Source organism: Pseudomonas soli (assembly GCF_900110655.1).
Lineage (GTDB): Bacteria > Pseudomonadota > Gammaproteobacteria > Pseudomonadales > Pseudomonadaceae > Aquipseudomonas > Aquipseudomonas soli.
This window is the reverse complement of record NZ_FOEQ01000008.1, coordinates 59,348-73,158: the sequence shown is the minus strand read 5'-3', so window position 1 is coordinate 73,158 and position 13,811 is coordinate 59,348. Positions and strand designations below refer to the sequence as shown.

The window sequence follows — 13,811 nt, the reverse complement described above, 5'->3', positions numbered from 1 at the left end:
AAAAGGTGCTCAATTGCTGCCACGCAATTGCGCGCCCTCTATACTATTTCCAGCTGCAGCTGACGAAGAACTTGCACCTGGATTAAGCACCTGCAGCTCAATACCAATTTCTGACTGCCCATCATTAGCCCTTGTATTAGAACCAGGCACAGACAGATAAGCTGCATAAGCGCTACTTACAGCTTGTGCACCTTTTACAAAACCTGAAAGCACCCCAAAGCCGAATTGACTAAGGTGTAAATTTTCTTGATCGGGAATATCGTTCCATAAACCCGCTCGAGACTCCACCGCTGCGACGCCCGCCCCCACGACATGGACGCCTGCTGCAAAAAAATTAGCAAGCGCTGCTTTGCGATTACTGCCAAGCTGTTTAAAGCCCACCAGTGCATGCCCCATGGCAGCAGCCGCTGAACCAACCGCCAATGCATATTCGTCCACCCCTAGGGCACCTGCCGGCGAGGGCGACGTACTTATGTCATAAGTTTGTGTCGAGGTCAGTATTGGGGAAGTACTTCCAGGGCTAGGGGCGGATTGGAACATATTACCTCTAAGGTTCCAACCAGGTGCGCCAATCGCCGGCAAAGTATTACGGAGAGGCGCCCGACCATTTCGATCCTGATAGTTGATCGGATCTCCAGCGCAATAGTTATATGCATTGATACCTCCCTTTGCGAACGGGCTCAACGCATCGGGAGACAAGAAACGCATCAAGCAAGGATCATAACTTCGATACCCATTACCCAAGTGATAAAAGCCCGTCGCTGCTTCACGCGCCTGACCACAATACGCCAGCCGTGGGCCAATGGCTACTGGCAATGCACCATAAGGCGGATAGCTTCGAGCAGCATCCGCCGAGGCCAGAACTGACTGTTGCTGGTCACATACTGCTAGATTTTGCATTGCCATGATGCTCTCCGCGCACGTATGACTTCAGCAAGCGTGCATCACTCAGACGCCGGAGGTAACTGGTAAAAATATCAGGTCAGCCCACCTTTCGCTCCACGTTGGACCTATTACACCGCTGCAGGAAAAGCTGCCCTTGTGGCGGTTTTTTCATGCCTGTACGGGCCATTGTTCACCCAGGCACTGTTGCAGGTATTCCATGAATACACGCACCTTGGTCGTCAGCGCAAAGCGGTCGGCCAGGCACAGATAGACATCCATCGGTTCAGTCCGGGCATAAGCGTGGCCACCGCCATTGTTTTCAAACAACGGCACCAGCCGGCCGGCATCCAGGTGCGGACGCACGACGAACTCCGCCAGGCGAGTAATGCCGCCGTCATTCAGGGCCATCTGGGTCAGCGCATCGATGTCGTCACTGATCAATACCCTGCCGAATCGGGCCTCGAAACGCAGCCCGTCGCGCATGAAGCCCCAGGGCAGCAAGCGCCCATCCACCGGGTAGCGGAACACCAGGCAACTGTGGTCTTGCAGGTTTTCCGGGGTGGTGGGCCGGCCAGCGCTGACCAGGTAGCCAGGCGATGCGCAGCAGATAAATGGAATACGGGCGATATGCCGGGCCAGCAGGTGGTCTTCCAACTGCGGGGTGATGCGCAGGCTGACATCCACATCTTCCAGGGCGTGATTGACCTTGCGATCAGCCATCACCAACTCTATCGAAAGCAGCGGGTAGCGGGCGCTGAATGCCGGGATCAACGGCGCCAGCACATGCCGGCCGAAGGCTGAGGTCGAGGCGATGCACAATCGTCCCTGGGGCTCGCTGTCCGGCGTGGTGACCGCCTACTCGGCCAAGGCAAGCTCGCGCTCGATATGCCGTACACGTTCGTAGTACAAGCTGCCGGGCCATGTTGCGGGTAGTACGGGTCAACAGCCGTATCTGCAGGTGAGTTTCGAGCCGCGCCAGGTTCTGGCTCACGGCCGCTGGAGTGAGCCCCAGGCTGCGGGCTCCACCGGCGATGCTGCCAGCCTCGACGACCTTGATGAAGCTGCGGATGGCATTGAGTAGGTCCATGAGATGCCTGACTGATTCGTAAGTTTCTCTTTATAAAGAACTCACCAATCAAGGTCTACAGCACCTCGCACCCCCGTTGCTAACCTGCGCCTCCACCCCATCGTCGAGGAAGTACCATGACTGGACTCGCTACGCCGCGTCGCCGACGCAAGCTGCACCGAGGCACAACGCCCTATGTTTTTGCTTTTTACATGTCGGCCATCATGGCACTGCTGATGTGCTTCGTGATTACCGCAGCCAACGGCGGGATCGATGCCGACTACCTGCACAATGTGCTGAAGGCTTATCAACTAGCGATGCCGGTGGCGTTTTTCTGTGTCCTGATGGTTCGACCAGTAGTCCTCCGGCTGGTATCACTGACTGTACACCCTGAATAACGCCAGGCCAGACGCTCCGCGTCTATTCCTGAGCGCCTTCAAGGCTGCGAAGCAATCGCCTTGTCGATCGCCGCCCTGAACGCCGGATCATCCGGCTTGGTCAGGCTGGAGAAGTTACCGATCACCTTGCCCTTGCGATCCACCACATACTTGTAGAAATTCCACTTCGGCGCACTGCTCTGCCGGGCCAGCTCGACAAACATCGGGATCGCATCCTTGCCACGAACAGCCTGGGTCTTGGTCATGGTGAAGGTCACGCCATAGTTGGCGTAACAGACCTTGGCGGTCTTCTCGCTGTCGGCGTCTTCCTGCTTGAAGTCGTTGGACGGCACGCCGAGCATTTCCAGGCCCTGCTCGCGGTAATCCTTGTAGGTCGCCTCGAGCCCCTCGAACTGCGGAGCGAAGCCGCAATAGCTGGCGGTGTTGATCACCACCAGCGGCTTGCCGGCAAAACGCTGGCACAGGTCGATCTGCTCCTTGCCGCGCAGCTCGGGCAGGCTGCCCTGAAGCAGCGCCGGGCAGTCCGCCGCCCAGCTCGAAGTGGCGGCGGCCAGGGCCAGCAGGGGTAGGGTCAGCCAGCGCGCATGCATGATATCGGTCTCCTGCACATGATTCCTTGAATGTGCAGGTTAGCGCTTAACACAGGCTCATGCCCAACTGCATCAGTGCCAGGCCACCCTTGTGCCAGCCCCACCACACCAGCGCCAATACCAGCACTGCGGCAACCACCAGCAGGCCGTGCCCCAACAGGCGGTTCATGCCGCCTGGGCCTGCAGGCGGGCGACCGGGCGTTCGCGCACCGGCCAGTTCAGCGCCGCGGCCAGCAGGCTGAGCAGGATCGAGATCTGCCATACCAGGTCGTAGCTGCCGGTCTGGTCATACACCACGCCACCCAGCCAGCCGCCGAGGAAGGCGCCCAGCTGGTGGAACAGGAACACGATGCCACCGAGCATCGACAGGTTGCGCACGCCGAACAGCGTGGCCACGGTGCCATTGGTCAGCGGTACCGTGGAAAGCCACAGTAGGCCCATGGCGATACCGAACAGGTAGGCGCTGAACTGGGTCACCGGCGCCCAGAGGAAGAGCACGATGACCACGGCGCGCAGCAGGTACAGGCCGGTGAGCAGGCGCGGCTTGGACATGCGCCCACCCAACCAGCCCGCGGTGTAGGTGCCGACGATGTTGAACAGGCCGACCAGCGCCAGCACGGTGGTGCCGGTAGTCGCCGGCAGGTGCTGGTCGACCAGGTAGGCCGGCAGGTGCACGCCGATGAACACCACCTGGAAACCACAGACGAAAAAGCCCAGCGCCAGCAACCAGAAACCTGAATGCGCGCAGGCTTCCCGCAATGCCTGGCCGAGGGTCTGCTCGGCGCAATGACTGGGCAGCGGGCGGTCACGCAGCATGCCTACGAACGGCACGACCAAGGCCACCAGCAGGCCCAGCACCAGCAAGGCTGTCGACCAGCCCAGCCACTGGATCAGGCCCAGGGTGCCGGGAAGCATGGCGAACTGACCGAAAGAGCCGGCGGCGCTGGCGATGCCCATCGCCATGCTGCGCTTCTCCGCCGGCACGGCGCGGCCGACCACGCCGAGGATCACCGAGAACGAAGTGCCGGACAGGCCGATGCCGATCAGCAGGCCGGCGCTGAGCGACAGCGACCAGGCCGAATCGGCAAAGGCCATCATCGCCAGGCCGACTGCGTAGAGAATGCCGCCGATGATCACCACCTTGGCCGCGCCCAGGCGGTCGGCCAAGGCCCCGGTGAACGGCTGGGCCAGGCCCCAGATCAGGTTCTGCAGGGCGATGGCGAAGGCGAATACCTCGCGACCCCAGCCGAAATCGGCGCTCATCGGCGCCAGGAACAGACCGAAACCATGCCGCACCCCCAGCGACAGCGCGAGGATCAGCGCCGCCCCCAGAAGTACCCAACCGCTGCTCCGCCAAAGGGAAGTCATTGTCGTTGTCTCCAGCCCATCGCAAGGTTGATGCGGGTATATACCCGCTTTTAATCGTCGAATATCAGGCAAGTTGCTCCAACAAGCGCACCAACTCGTCACGCTGCCCCTCACCCAGCCGCTTCACCAGTTGCGCCTGGGCCTGCTGCCAGGCCGGGTAGGCGGCATCCAGGCATGCCCTGCCCGCCTCACTCAACAGCACCACACGGTTGCGCTGGTCTTCTCCGTCGGCCAGCCGCACCAAGCCCTCGGCCTGGAGCACCTTGAGGTTGCGACCCAAGGTGCTGCGCTCCAGGCCCATGGCCTCGGCCAGGCAAGTGATGCTGGGGCGGTCGAGGCGCTGGACATGACGCAGCAGGGAAAACTGGGCGACATTGATGCCGAAGCCGACAAGGGCCTCGTCGTAATGCCGGCTCACCCCACGGGCGGCACGACGTAGATGGGTGCAGATGCATTCACTGGTCAGCATGGATACGTGTATATACCCGCATCCACAACGTTGCAAGACATTTCAGGAAGTGAGGCCAGGCAGCAGGTGTCGACGGGCTTTGAGTGCAGGCAGGTCATGCGACCCGAACCGCCCGCGGGCCCGCCACTTTTTCATCCGTACAAGATCGGCATACTCGACCAGATCACCCGGCCGGCGGCCTATTGCAACGCCAGGCCAAGCACCACCACCAGTTCCAGCAATTCGAGCAGTGCCCCGGCGGTATCCCCGGTGGCCCCACCCAACCGCTTGCACATCAACCGTCGCAGCCAGGCGAACACCAGCAGTGCCAGCAGCATTACCCCCAGCACCGGCCAGCCGCCCATGACCACGCAGAGTGCCACAGTGGCCAGCAACACCCAGATAGCGCCATGCCGCGGCAGATGCTCGGCCAGTGCCGACCCGAGCCCACCGGGGCGCACATAGGGCGTACCGAGGAACAACCCCAGCATCGCCGCGCGCCCGACCACCGGTGCCAGCACCAGCAGGCCGCCAGCCCCCCGCTCGACCAGTACCCACAGGGCACAGAACTTGAGCAACAGCACCAGTACCAGGGTGACCACGGCGATCGGCCCGCTGCGCGGATCCTTCATGATCTGCAAGGTGCGCTCGCGGTCGCCGAAGCCACCCAGCCAGGCATCGGCGCTGTCGGCCAGGCCATCCAGGTGCAGCGCGCCACTGAGCAACACCCACAGCGCCAGGAGCAAGGCCGCGTGCAGAGGGGCCGCCACGCCATCCAGCAGCTGGCTGGCCAGCCACAGCAGCAAGCCGAACAGCAGCCCCACCACGGGATAGAACAGCAGCGAACGCCCCATTTCCTGTGGCGTCGGCATACCCGACAGGCGCACCGGCAGGCTGCTGAGAAACTGCAGGGCAATCCAGAACGGCAGCATCTCAGCGCACCTCGTGCAACTGACCGTCTTGTGCCACGGCCAGGCGTACCAGCGCCCCATGGCCGACCTCGACCTGCAACAGTTGCTCACGTGGCAGGCCGCGTGCACGCGCCAGCAGCAAGCGCATCACCCCACCATGGGTCACCACCAGCACCCGTTTGCCGGCATGCTCGCGGCGCAGGCGCTTGAGCGTGGCCAGCACCCGTTCGGCAAAGACCAGCACTGGCTCGCCCGCAGGCGGGGTGAACGCATAAGGATCCCTCCAGAACAGTCCCAGGGCATCGGCGTCGGCCTGCATGATCTGGGCGGCGCTCTGCCCTTCCCAGTCGCCGAAATGCAGCTCGCGCACACCGGCCTCGCGCTGCACCGGCAGGTTGATCCGGGCCCCCAGCTCTTCGGCAAACGCCGCGCAACGCTGCAACGGCGAGCTCACCAGCACATCCCAGGGGCCGGCAGCGACGGTGGCCTGACGCATCTGCGCCCAGCCGTTTTCGGTAAGGGCATCGTCGAGGCTGCCGCGCAGGCCGCCGCCGAGCTCGGTCTCACCATGGCGCAGTAGCTCGAGGATCATGCCGGACGATCCGCCACCGCGGCCTCGGCAAAGGTCGCCATCTGCCCGTGCAGGGCGCAGGCCAGGCGCATCAGCGGCACCGCCAGCGCCGCTCCACTGCCCTCGCCCAGGCGCAGCCCCAGGGCCAGCAGCGGCTCGGCCTCCAGCGCCGCCAGCAGGGCCTTGTGGCCTGGCTCGGCGCCTTGGTGGGCAAACAGCAGCCACGGACGGCATTGCGGGTTGAGGCGCACCGCCACCAGGGCGGCGACACTGCAGATGAAGCCGTCGACCAGCAGCGCCACGCCATGCTGGGCGCAGGCCAGGTACGCACCTGCCAGCGCGGCGATTTCAAAGCCGCCGACACAGGCCAATGCCTGCAGCGGTTGGTCGGCGCGCAAACCGTGCAATACCAGGGCGCGCTCGATCACTTCGGCCTTGTGGCGTACACCTGCGCTGTCCAGGCCAGTGCCAGGGCCACTGAGCTCATGTGCCGCGCAGCCCAGCAGGGTGCTGGCCAGGGCCGCCGCAGCAGTGGTATTGCCGATGCCCATTTCGCCGCCGATGAACAGTTGGGCGCCCTTGTCGATGGCGCGCAAGGCGCTGTCGCGACCAGCCTGCAATGCCGCCGCCAGTTGCCCCTCGGTCATCGCGGGCTGGCGGGCGAAATTGGCGGTTCCGGCCCCCAGGCGCAAGTGATGCACGCCAGGCAGTTGCAGGTCCGCGTCGATGGTGCCGAGGTCCACCACCTGCAGTTCGGCGCCCAGCTCGCGCGCCAGCACGCTGATCGCCGCGCCACCGCCGACGAAGTTGCGCAGCATCTGCCCGGTCACTGCTTGCGGATAGGCGGAGATGCCCTCCTCCACCACGCCATGGTCGCCGGCGAAGATCGTGATGGCGACCCGCTCCAGGCTGGGACGCTCGCGCCCCTGCAAGCCAGCCAGGCGTACCGCCAGGCCTTCGAGCTGGCCGAGGGAGCCGGCCGGTTTGGTCAGCTGTTGCTGACGGGCGCGAGCCTGGTCCATGGCGGCGCTGTCAAGGGGTTGGCAGGCGTCACGCCACCACATCGGGGTCATAAGGCGGGTCCTTTGAGCATGAGAGGGAGGCCGGCGACGGTCAGCACCACGCGCTGGCAGCGTTCGGCCACGGTTTGGTGCAATGTGCCTGCGAGGTCGACGTAACGGCGGGTCAGTTCGCCCATGGGCACCACGCCCAGGCCGGTTTCGTTGCTGACCAGGATGATCGTGCCCGGCAGTTGCGCCAGGCTGGCGAGCAGCGCGTCGCGCTCCTGCGCCAGGCGCTGGTCATCCTCGAGCATCAGCAGGTTGGTCAGCCACAAGGTCAGGCAGTCCACCAGCAAGCAGCGCCCTTCGTGGGCTTCGGCGTGCAGCACGGCGGCCAGCGCCACGGGCTCCTCCACCAGCCCCCAATGGGCCGGACGCCGTTCGCGGTGCAAGCGCACGCGTTCATTCATCTCGCCGTCCAGCGGCTGGCTGGTGGCGATATAGGTCACCGGCAGGTCGCTGGCTTCGGCCAGTTGTTCGGCCAGGCGGCTCTTGCCCGAACGGGCGCCGCCGAGGATCAGGCTGTGCATTTCAGGCGACTCCACACAGTTCGCGCAGGCGCGCGGTGTCCAGGTGCTGCTCGACCAGATCGGCCAGGCGCTCGATATCGCGCTCGCGCAGGGCCTCGTAGTCGATGGTCTGCGCGTCGGCCAGCCCAGCCCAGCGCAGCAGCGCAGCGCACGACTGGCTACCCTCGAACAGGCCATGCAGGTAGGTGGCGAGGATCTGCCCGTCGGCGCTGATGGCGCCATCGGCACGGCCGTCGGCCAACTGCACTGCGGGGCGCTCCAGCGCAAGCCCGCTGGTGACGCCGGCATGGATCTCATACCCCGCCACCGGGGCCTGCTCGAGATCGAGCGTGCCCGTCACGTTACGCAACTGCTTCTCGGCTTCCAGCACGGTGCTGTACGCCAGCAGGCCCAGACCATCACTGGAGCCGGCCGGTCCTTCCAGGCCCAGGGGATCATGCACCTGCTCGCCGAGCATCTGCAGGCCGCCGCAGATGCCGATGAGCTTGCCGCCATAACGCAGGTGCCGGGCGATGGCCGCGTCCCAGCCGCGCTCGCGCAGTTGCGCCAGATCGCCGCGCACGCTCTTGGAGCCAGGCAGGATGATCAGGTCGGCAGGCGGGATCGGCTGGCCGGGGCCGATGAACTGCAGGTCCACCTGAGGGTGCAGGCGCAGCGGATCGAAGTCGGTGTGGTTGCTGATGCGCGGCAACACCGGGACGATCACCTTCAGCAGGCGCTCACTCTTTTCGCCCTGGCGCGTATCGATACCATCCTCGGCCTCCAGGTGCAGGTCGGTGACGTAGGGCAGCACGCCCAGCACCGGCTTGCCGGTGCGCTGCTCCAGCCAGTCCAGGCCAGACTGCAGCAAGGCGATGTCGCCACGGAAACGGTTGATGACGAAGCCCTTGACCCGCGCCTGCTCGCTCGCCGACAGCAGCTCCAGGGTGCCGACCAGATGGGCGAACACGCCGCCCCGGTTGATATCGGCCACCAGGATCACCGGGCAGTCGACGGCCTCGGCGAAGCCCATGTTGGCGATATCGCCGGCCCGCAGGTTGATCTCCGCCGGAGAGCCCGCGCCCTCGACCATCACCACCGGATAGGCCTCGCTCAGGCGCTCGTGGGAGGCCAACACCGCCCGCATGGCGATGGTCTTGTAGTCGTGATAGGCCACGGCGTTCATGCTGGTCACCGCCCGGCCATGGACGATCACCTGGGCGCCGGTGTCGCTGTTGGGCTTGAGCAGCACCGGGTTCATATCGGTGTGCGGCGCCAGCCGGCAGGCCTGGGCCTGCACCGCCTGGGCGCGACCGATCTCGCCGCCGTCGGCGGTCACGGCGCTGTTGAGCGCCATGTTCTGTGGCTTGAACGGCACCACGGCGATGCCCTGGCGCAGCAGCCAGCGGCACAGGGCGGTGACCAGCGTGCTCTTGCCGGCATCGGAGGTGGTGCCTTGCACCATGAGGGTGGTCATGCCGATTCCTTGTGGTAGTCCGCCAAAGCCTGGGCCAGACGTTGTTCGTCCGCCGCCGTGGCGGGCAGGCCGAAACGCAGCGCCGATGGCCGCTCGAACAGCCGCACCAGGATGCCCCGGCGAGCGAGATAGTCATGCAGGTGCGCGGCACGTTCGTCACGCACGTACTGGAACAGGTCGCAACCGCCACTGGGTGGCAGGCCAGCGCCTTCGAGCGTCATGGCCAGACGCTGGCTGGCCTGGGCGCAACGGGCAATCTGCGCCAGGTGCGTCGCCTCGTCGGCGAAGCACGCCTGCCCCAGCACCCGGGTCGGGCCACTGACGGTCCAGGGCCCGAGCGCCTCGGCCAGTTGCCGCAACACATCCGCCTCGGCGACGACGAAGCCCAGCCGCACGCCGGCCAGACCGAAGAACTTGCCGAACGAGCGCAGTACGATCAGCCCGGGTTGTCCGGCCTGATCGACCACGCTGTGTGCCGGCGTGTTGTCCATGAAGGCTTCGTCCACCAGCAACCAGCCACCCCGCGCAGCCAGACGCGCATGCCAGGCCAGCAGGCGTTCGCGGGGCACACGGCGACCGGTGGGGTTGTTGGGATTGACCAGCACCAGGACATCCAGGCTGTCGAGTACGTCCTCGACCTGGGCCTCATCCAGCTCGACCAGCGCATGCCCCGCCCGCGCCCAGGCATGCGGATGTTCGGCATAGCATGGCGTCAGCACCCCGACCCGAGCGGTCGAACGCAGGTACGGCAAAGCCTGGATCGCCGCCTGCGAGCCGGCCACCGCCAGCAGCGGCTGCGCGCCATAGTAGCGCCGTGCAGCCGCCTCCAGGCCGTCCTCGGTCTCGGGCAGTCGAGCCCAGGCGTCCACGGGAATCGGCGGTATCGGGTAGGGCCAGGGCGCGATACCACTGGACAGGTCGAGCCACTGGTGCCGAGGGATCGCGTACTGTTTCACCGCCCGTAGCAGACGGCCACCGTGCTCAAGCATTCAGGTAGGCTCCCACGCAGATCAATAGCACCCACAGCCAGACGCCGCGCTGTACCAGGTTCCAGCCACGCTCGATGGCGTCGGCGTCGGCCATCGGCCCCTCGCCCAGGCGCGGGCGTTCGTGCAACTCGCCGTGGTACACCGCCGGGCCGCCCAGCTCCACGCCCAGGGCTCCGGCCCCCGCCGCCATCACCGGGCCGGCGTTGGGGCTGTCCCACAGCGGCGCCTGCTTGCGCCAGCAGGCCAGGGCCAGGCGGGTCTTGCCCAGCAGCGCATAGGTCAGCGCCACCAGCCTGGCGGGAATATAGTTCAGCCCATCGTCGATGCGTGCCGCGCACCAGCCGAAGCGCTCGAAACGTTCGTTGCGATAGCCCCACATGGCATCCAGGGTATTGCTCAGGCGATACAGCACCACCCCCGGCGCCCCGGCCACGACGAACCAGAACAGCGCGGCGAATACCGCATCGCTGCCGTTCTCCAGCACCGACTCAGTGGCCGCCCGGGCCACGGCAGGCTCGTCCAGCTCGCGGGTTTCGCGGCTGACCAGGTAACCGACGCGCCGCCGCGCCTCCTCCAGGTCGCCCTGGCGCAACGCCTGGGCCACCGGCAGCACATGCTCGCCCAGGCTGCGCAGGCCCAGGGCGCAATACAGCGCCAGCACATCCACCAGCCAGCCGATAACAGGCAGCCAGGAAAGGATCAGCGCCAGCAAGGTCAGCGGCACCACCGCCAGGAACCAGGCCGTGACACCGTGGCTGCGCCAGCCCCGGCCACCGGCGTTGAAACGCTGCTCCAGACGCGCGGCAAGGTTGCCGAAACCGACCAGGGGATGGCGCCGCCGCGGCTCACCCAGCAGTGCGTCCAGGGCCACGCCGGCCACGGTCAGCAAGGCCACGCTCATGGACATTCCCCCCACTGGTTCTCGTACAGCATGTCACTCAACGGCCGTTGCTCGGCCCAGTCTTCCAGCACCAGCATCGGCGCCGGGTAGAATTCGGTCACCGGCCCCAGGCACAGCACCGCCATGGGCTTGGCGCCCGCGGGCATGCCCAGCAGCTCGGCCAAGGCCCGGGGCTCGAACAGCGACACCCAGCCCATGCCCAGCCCTTCGGCCCGCGCCGCCAGCCACAGGTTCTGGATGGCGCAGGCCAGCGAAGCCAGGTCCATCTCCGGCAGGGTGCGACGGCCGAAGACATGCGCCTCGCGCTTGTCCATCAGCGCTGCCACCAGCACCTCGGCGCAGTCGTTGATGCCTTCGACCTTGAGCTTCATGAACTCATCGGAGCGTTCGCCCAGGGCTTCGGCGGTGCGCACCCGCTCTTCCTCCACCAAAGCCTGGATACGTTCGCGCAAACCGCGCTGGCTGATACGAATGAAGCGCCAGGGCTGCATCAGGCCCACGCTGGGGGCTTGGTGAGCCGCGGCCAGCAGACGCCCGAGCAACTCGGGCGCCACCTCGCCGCCGGCGAAATGGCGCATGTCGCGGCGCTCACCGATGGCCCGGTAGATAGCCGCGCGTTCAACGGCGCTGTACGCGTGTTCGCTCATGGTCGCAACAGCGCCGCCGCCGCGTCGGGGTTGGACGGAAAATAGAAGTGCACGTAGGAAGCGGTCAGCCGGCCCAGGCGGAAGACCGCCTCGTTGCCGCGGCCGCCGTTGGGGCTCAGGCCCCGGGCTATCGGTTGCAGCTCGGTGCTGGTCAGCGAATGGTGATAGGTGTGGCCGCGCAGGGTGCCTTCGGGCAACTCGACGGCCTGCAGGGCCAGGGCCGCCAGGCGCTTCTGCATGGTCGCCTCGCCCGGCAGCAGGCCTGCCAACGGCGCACGCACACCGGCCACATCGGTCAGTGCGTCGAGCAGGTAGAGCATGCCGCCACATTCGGCCAGCAACGGCTTGCCCTCGGCGTGGTGGCCTCGGATCGCCTCCAGCATCGGTGAGTTGGCGGCCAGGGCCTGATGGTGCAGCTCCGGGTAGCCGCCTGGCAGGTACAGGCTGTCTACATCAGGCAACTCACGATCATGCAACGGCGAGAAGAATTCGAGCTGCGCGCCGAGGCTGCGCAGCAGATCCAGGTTGGCCCCATAGGTGAAGGCGAAGGCTTCGTCGTGGGCCACCCCGATGCGCACCCCGGCAAGCGGCGTGGTCACGCCCAGCAGCTCAGGTCGGGCAAAACCGACCGGTGGCGGCAATGCGGCATCGCAGCTGGCACCCAGCGCTTCGGCGGCGGCATCCAGGCGCGCATCCAGGTCGTTCAGTTCACTGGCCTGGACCAGGCCGAGGTGGCGGCTGGGCAGCTCGATGCCACGCTCGCGGGACAACCCGCCGTACCAGCGCAGGCCTTCGGTGAGGCTGCCTTCGAGCAACTGCGCATGGCGCAGGCTGCCAACCCGGTTGGCCAGCACCCCGGCGAACGGCAGGTCGGGCTGGTAACGTGCCAGGCCCAGGGCCAGGGCGCCGAAGGTCTGGGCCATGGCCGTGCCATCGATCACCGCCAGCACCGGTACGCCAAAATGGCGGGCCAGGTCGGCGCTCGACGGCGTGCCGTCGAACAGCCCCATCACGCCTTCGATCAGGATCAGGTCGGCTTCCCCCGCCGCTTCCCACAGCAGGCGACGACTCTCCTCGGCACCGATCATCCACAGGTCCAGCTGGTAGACCGGCGCGCCACTGGCACGCTCGAGGATCATCGGGTCGAGAAAGTCAGGCCCGCACTTGAACACCCGCACCTTGCGCCCGAGGTTGCGGTGCAGGCGGGCCAGGGCGGCGGTGACCGTGGTCTTGCCTTGGCCCGAGGCCGGGGCCGCGATCAGTACGGCGGGGCATTGGCGCGAGTCACTCACAGCTCGACGCCCTTTTGTGCGCGGATACCGGCCTGGAAGGCGTGCTTGAGCATGCCCATCTCGGTGACGGTATCGGCCAGTTCGATCATTTCGGGCTTGGCCGCACGGCCGGTGACGATCACATGCTGCATCGGTGGGCGGGCCTGGATGTCCGACAGCACCTGGTCGAGGTCGAGGTAGCCATGCTTGAGGGCGATGTTCAGCTCATCGAGCACCACGAACTGGATCGACGGATCCTGCAGCAACTGGCGCGATACCGCCCAGGCCGCTTCGGCGGCCGCGATGTCGCGCTGGCGGTCCTGGGTCTCCCAAGTGAAGCCCTCGCCCATCACGTGATAGCGCACTTGCTCGGGGAAGCGGCGGAAGAACAGCTCTTCGCCGGTGCTGTTGCGGCCCTTGATGAACTGCACCACACCGCATTGCATGCCATGGCCCAGGGCGCGGGCGAGCATGCCGAAGGCCGAACTGCTCTTGCCCTTGCCATTGCCGGTCAGTACCAGCAGCAGGCCGCACTCGTTGGGGGAATTGGCGATGCGCTCGTCGATGATCGCCTTCTTGCGCAGCATGCGCGCCAGGTGACGTTCGTCGCGTTCGGTGGATTCGCTCATCAGGGGTCTCCGCAGGCTGTCGCCGGTTGGCGACAGGGAAAAGGCGGGCAGACGGAGAACGCGCAGGGGCCGTGGCCCCAGGCCACATCG

At 65.9% G+C, this 13,811-nt stretch carries 16 protein-coding genes and 1 pseudogene; 1 reads left to right on the top strand and 16 read right to left on the bottom strand.

What is annotated here, in order from left to right:
- Window positions 1–9 precede the first annotated feature (9 nt).
- Window positions 10–906: an RHS repeat-associated core domain-containing protein gene (locus tag BMY03_RS17880; protein ID WP_094011819.1), complete on the bottom strand. Its 897-nt coding sequence runs from the start codon at window positions 904–906 to the stop codon at window positions 10–12.
- Between the two features lie 147 nt (window positions 907–1,053).
- Window positions 1,054–1,972, bottom strand: a pseudogene (locus BMY03_RS17875) (LysR family transcriptional regulator).
- Window positions 1,973–2,088: 116 nt separating this feature from the next.
- On the opposite strand from BMY03_RS17875, the gene BMY03_RS17870 reads away from it, so the two are divergent.
- Entirely contained in the window at window positions 2,089–2,349 is a 261-nt protein-coding gene (locus BMY03_RS17870; RefSeq protein ID WP_094011818.1) for a DUF2798 domain-containing protein, read from the top strand.
- Between the two features lie 38 nt (window positions 2,350–2,387).
- On the opposite strand, the gene BMY03_RS17865 is transcribed toward BMY03_RS17870, so the two are convergent.
- The 14 genes from BMY03_RS17865 to cobO form a co-directional block, all read right to left on the bottom strand.
- On the bottom strand, window positions 2,388–2,939 hold the full coding sequence (locus BMY03_RS17865; RefSeq protein ID WP_023632422.1) for a glutathione peroxidase: 552 nt from the start codon (window positions 2,937–2,939) through the stop codon (window positions 2,388–2,390).
- Window positions 2,940–2,985: 46 nt separating this feature from the next.
- Window positions 2,986–3,108, bottom strand: a complete 123-nt coding sequence (locus tag BMY03_RS26770; RefSeq protein ID WP_256586229.1) for a hypothetical protein — start codon at window positions 3,106–3,108, stop codon at window positions 2,986–2,988.
- On the bottom strand, window positions 3,105–4,307 hold the full coding sequence (locus tag BMY03_RS17860; protein WP_094011817.1) for an MFS transporter: 1,203 nt from the start codon (window positions 4,305–4,307) through the stop codon (window positions 3,105–3,107). The genes BMY03_RS26770 and BMY03_RS17860 overlap by 4 nt, the downstream gene beginning before the upstream one ends.
- A 64-nt stretch (window positions 4,308–4,371) precedes the next feature.
- The gene (locus tag BMY03_RS17855) at window positions 4,372–4,776 is read right to left on the bottom strand and encodes a MarR family winged helix-turn-helix transcriptional regulator (RefSeq protein WP_023632908.1); all 405 of its coding nucleotides are present in this window, start codon (window positions 4,774–4,776) and stop codon (window positions 4,372–4,374) included.
- A 179-nt stretch (window positions 4,777–4,955) separates the two neighbouring features.
- Window positions 4,956–5,687: an adenosylcobinamide-GDP ribazoletransferase gene (locus BMY03_RS17850; protein WP_038706612.1), complete on the bottom strand. Its 732-nt coding sequence runs from the start codon at window positions 5,685–5,687 to the stop codon at window positions 4,956–4,958.
- Between the two features lies 1 nt (window position 5,688).
- Window positions 5,689–6,258 carry an alpha-ribazole phosphatase family protein gene (gene cobC / locus BMY03_RS17845; RefSeq protein ID WP_094011816.1) on the bottom strand — a complete coding sequence of 190 codons (570 nt, stop codon included), beginning with the start codon at window positions 6,256–6,258 and terminating at the stop codon, window positions 5,689–5,691.
- Window positions 6,255–7,310 carry a nicotinate-nucleotide--dimethylbenzimidazole phosphoribosyltransferase gene (gene cobT / locus BMY03_RS17840; protein ID WP_094011815.1) on the bottom strand — a complete coding sequence of 352 codons (1,056 nt, stop codon included), beginning with the start codon at window positions 7,308–7,310 and terminating at the stop codon, window positions 6,255–6,257. Before cobT ends, cobC begins: the two co-directional genes overlap by 4 nt.
- Window positions 7,307–7,828, bottom strand: a complete 522-nt coding sequence (gene cobU, locus BMY03_RS17835; RefSeq protein WP_094011814.1) for a bifunctional adenosylcobinamide kinase/adenosylcobinamide-phosphate guanylyltransferase — start codon at window positions 7,826–7,828, stop codon at window positions 7,307–7,309. The genes cobT and cobU overlap by 4 nt, the downstream gene beginning before the upstream one ends.
- A gap of 1 nt (window position 7,829) precedes the next feature.
- Complete coding sequence (locus BMY03_RS17830; protein ID WP_094011813.1) at window positions 7,830–9,284, bottom strand: cobyric acid synthase; 1,455 nt, start codon at window positions 9,282–9,284, stop codon at window positions 7,830–7,832.
- Complete coding sequence (cobD, locus tag BMY03_RS17825) at window positions 9,281–10,273, bottom strand: threonine-phosphate decarboxylase CobD (protein ID WP_094011812.1); 993 nt, start codon at window positions 10,271–10,273, stop codon at window positions 9,281–9,283. Before cobD ends, BMY03_RS17830 begins: the two co-directional genes overlap by 4 nt.
- Window positions 10,266–11,174, bottom strand: coding sequence for an adenosylcobinamide-phosphate synthase CbiB (cbiB, locus tag BMY03_RS17820; RefSeq protein WP_094011811.1), 909 nt, complete (start codon window positions 11,172–11,174; stop codon window positions 10,266–10,268). The genes cobD and cbiB overlap by 8 nt, the downstream gene beginning before the upstream one ends.
- Complete coding sequence (bluB, locus tag BMY03_RS17815) at window positions 11,171–11,821, bottom strand: 5,6-dimethylbenzimidazole synthase (RefSeq protein WP_094011810.1); 651 nt, start codon at window positions 11,819–11,821, stop codon at window positions 11,171–11,173. The genes cbiB and bluB overlap by 4 nt, the downstream gene beginning before the upstream one ends.
- A complete protein-coding gene (locus BMY03_RS17810; protein ID WP_094011809.1) occupies window positions 11,818–13,113 on the bottom strand; it encodes a cobyrinic acid a,c-diamide synthase CobB in 1,296 nt (431 codons plus the stop codon). Before BMY03_RS17810 ends, bluB begins: the two co-directional genes overlap by 4 nt.
- Window positions 13,110–13,721 carry a cob(I)yrinic acid a,c-diamide adenosyltransferase gene (gene cobO, locus BMY03_RS17805; RefSeq protein ID WP_046854540.1) on the bottom strand — a complete coding sequence of 204 codons (612 nt, stop codon included), beginning with the start codon at window positions 13,719–13,721 and terminating at the stop codon, window positions 13,110–13,112. The genes BMY03_RS17810 and cobO overlap by 4 nt, the downstream gene beginning before the upstream one ends.
- Between the last annotated feature and the right edge of the window lie 90 nt (window positions 13,722–13,811).

What these genes read in the sequence shown, in the direction of transcription:
- BMY03_RS17880 (WP_094011819.1), bottom strand. Translation starts at nt 906, where the DNA reads ATGGCAATGCAAAATCTAGCAGTATGTGACCAGCAACAGTCAGTTCTG.
- BMY03_RS17870 (WP_094011818.1), top strand. Translation starts at nt 2,089, where the DNA reads ATGACTGGACTCGCTACGCCGCGTCGCCGACGCAAGCTGCACCGAGGC.
- BMY03_RS17865 (WP_023632422.1), bottom strand. Translation starts at nt 2,939, where the DNA reads ATGCATGCGCGCTGGCTGACCCTACCCCTGCTGGCCCTGGCCGCCGCC.
- BMY03_RS26770 (WP_256586229.1), bottom strand. Translation starts at nt 3,108, where the DNA reads ATGAACCGCCTGTTGGGGCACGGCCTGCTGGTGGTTGCCGCAGTGCTG.
- BMY03_RS17860 (WP_094011817.1), bottom strand. Translation starts at nt 4,307, where the DNA reads ATGACTTCCCTTTGGCGGAGCAGCGGTTGGGTACTTCTGGGGGCGGCG.
- BMY03_RS17855 (WP_023632908.1), bottom strand. Translation starts at nt 4,776, where the DNA reads ATGCTGACCAGTGAATGCATCTGCACCCATCTACGTCGTGCCGCCCGT.
- BMY03_RS17850 (WP_038706612.1), bottom strand. Translation starts at nt 5,687, where the DNA reads ATGCTGCCGTTCTGGATTGCCCTGCAGTTTCTCAGCAGCCTGCCGGTG.
- cobC (WP_094011816.1), bottom strand. Translation starts at nt 6,258, where the DNA reads ATGATCCTCGAGCTACTGCGCCATGGTGAGACCGAGCTCGGCGGCGGC.
- cobT (WP_094011815.1), bottom strand. Translation starts at nt 7,310, where the DNA reads ATGACCCCGATGTGGTGGCGTGACGCCTGCCAACCCCTTGACAGCGCC.
- cobU (WP_094011814.1), bottom strand. Translation starts at nt 7,828, where the DNA reads ATGCACAGCCTGATCCTCGGCGGCGCCCGTTCGGGCAAGAGCCGCCTG.
- BMY03_RS17830 (WP_094011813.1), bottom strand. Translation starts at nt 9,284, where the DNA reads ATGACCACCCTCATGGTGCAAGGCACCACCTCCGATGCCGGCAAGAGC.
- cobD (WP_094011812.1), bottom strand. Translation starts at nt 10,273, where the DNA reads ATGCTTGAGCACGGTGGCCGTCTGCTACGGGCGGTGAAACAGTACGCG.
- cbiB (WP_094011811.1), bottom strand. Translation starts at nt 11,174, where the DNA reads ATGAGCGTGGCCTTGCTGACCGTGGCCGGCGTGGCCCTGGACGCACTG.
- bluB (WP_094011810.1), bottom strand. Translation starts at nt 11,821, where the DNA reads ATGAGCGAACACGCGTACAGCGCCGTTGAACGCGCGGCTATCTACCGG.
- cobO (WP_046854540.1), bottom strand. Translation starts at nt 13,721, where the DNA reads ATGAGCGAATCCACCGAACGCGACGAACGTCACCTGGCGCGCATGCTG.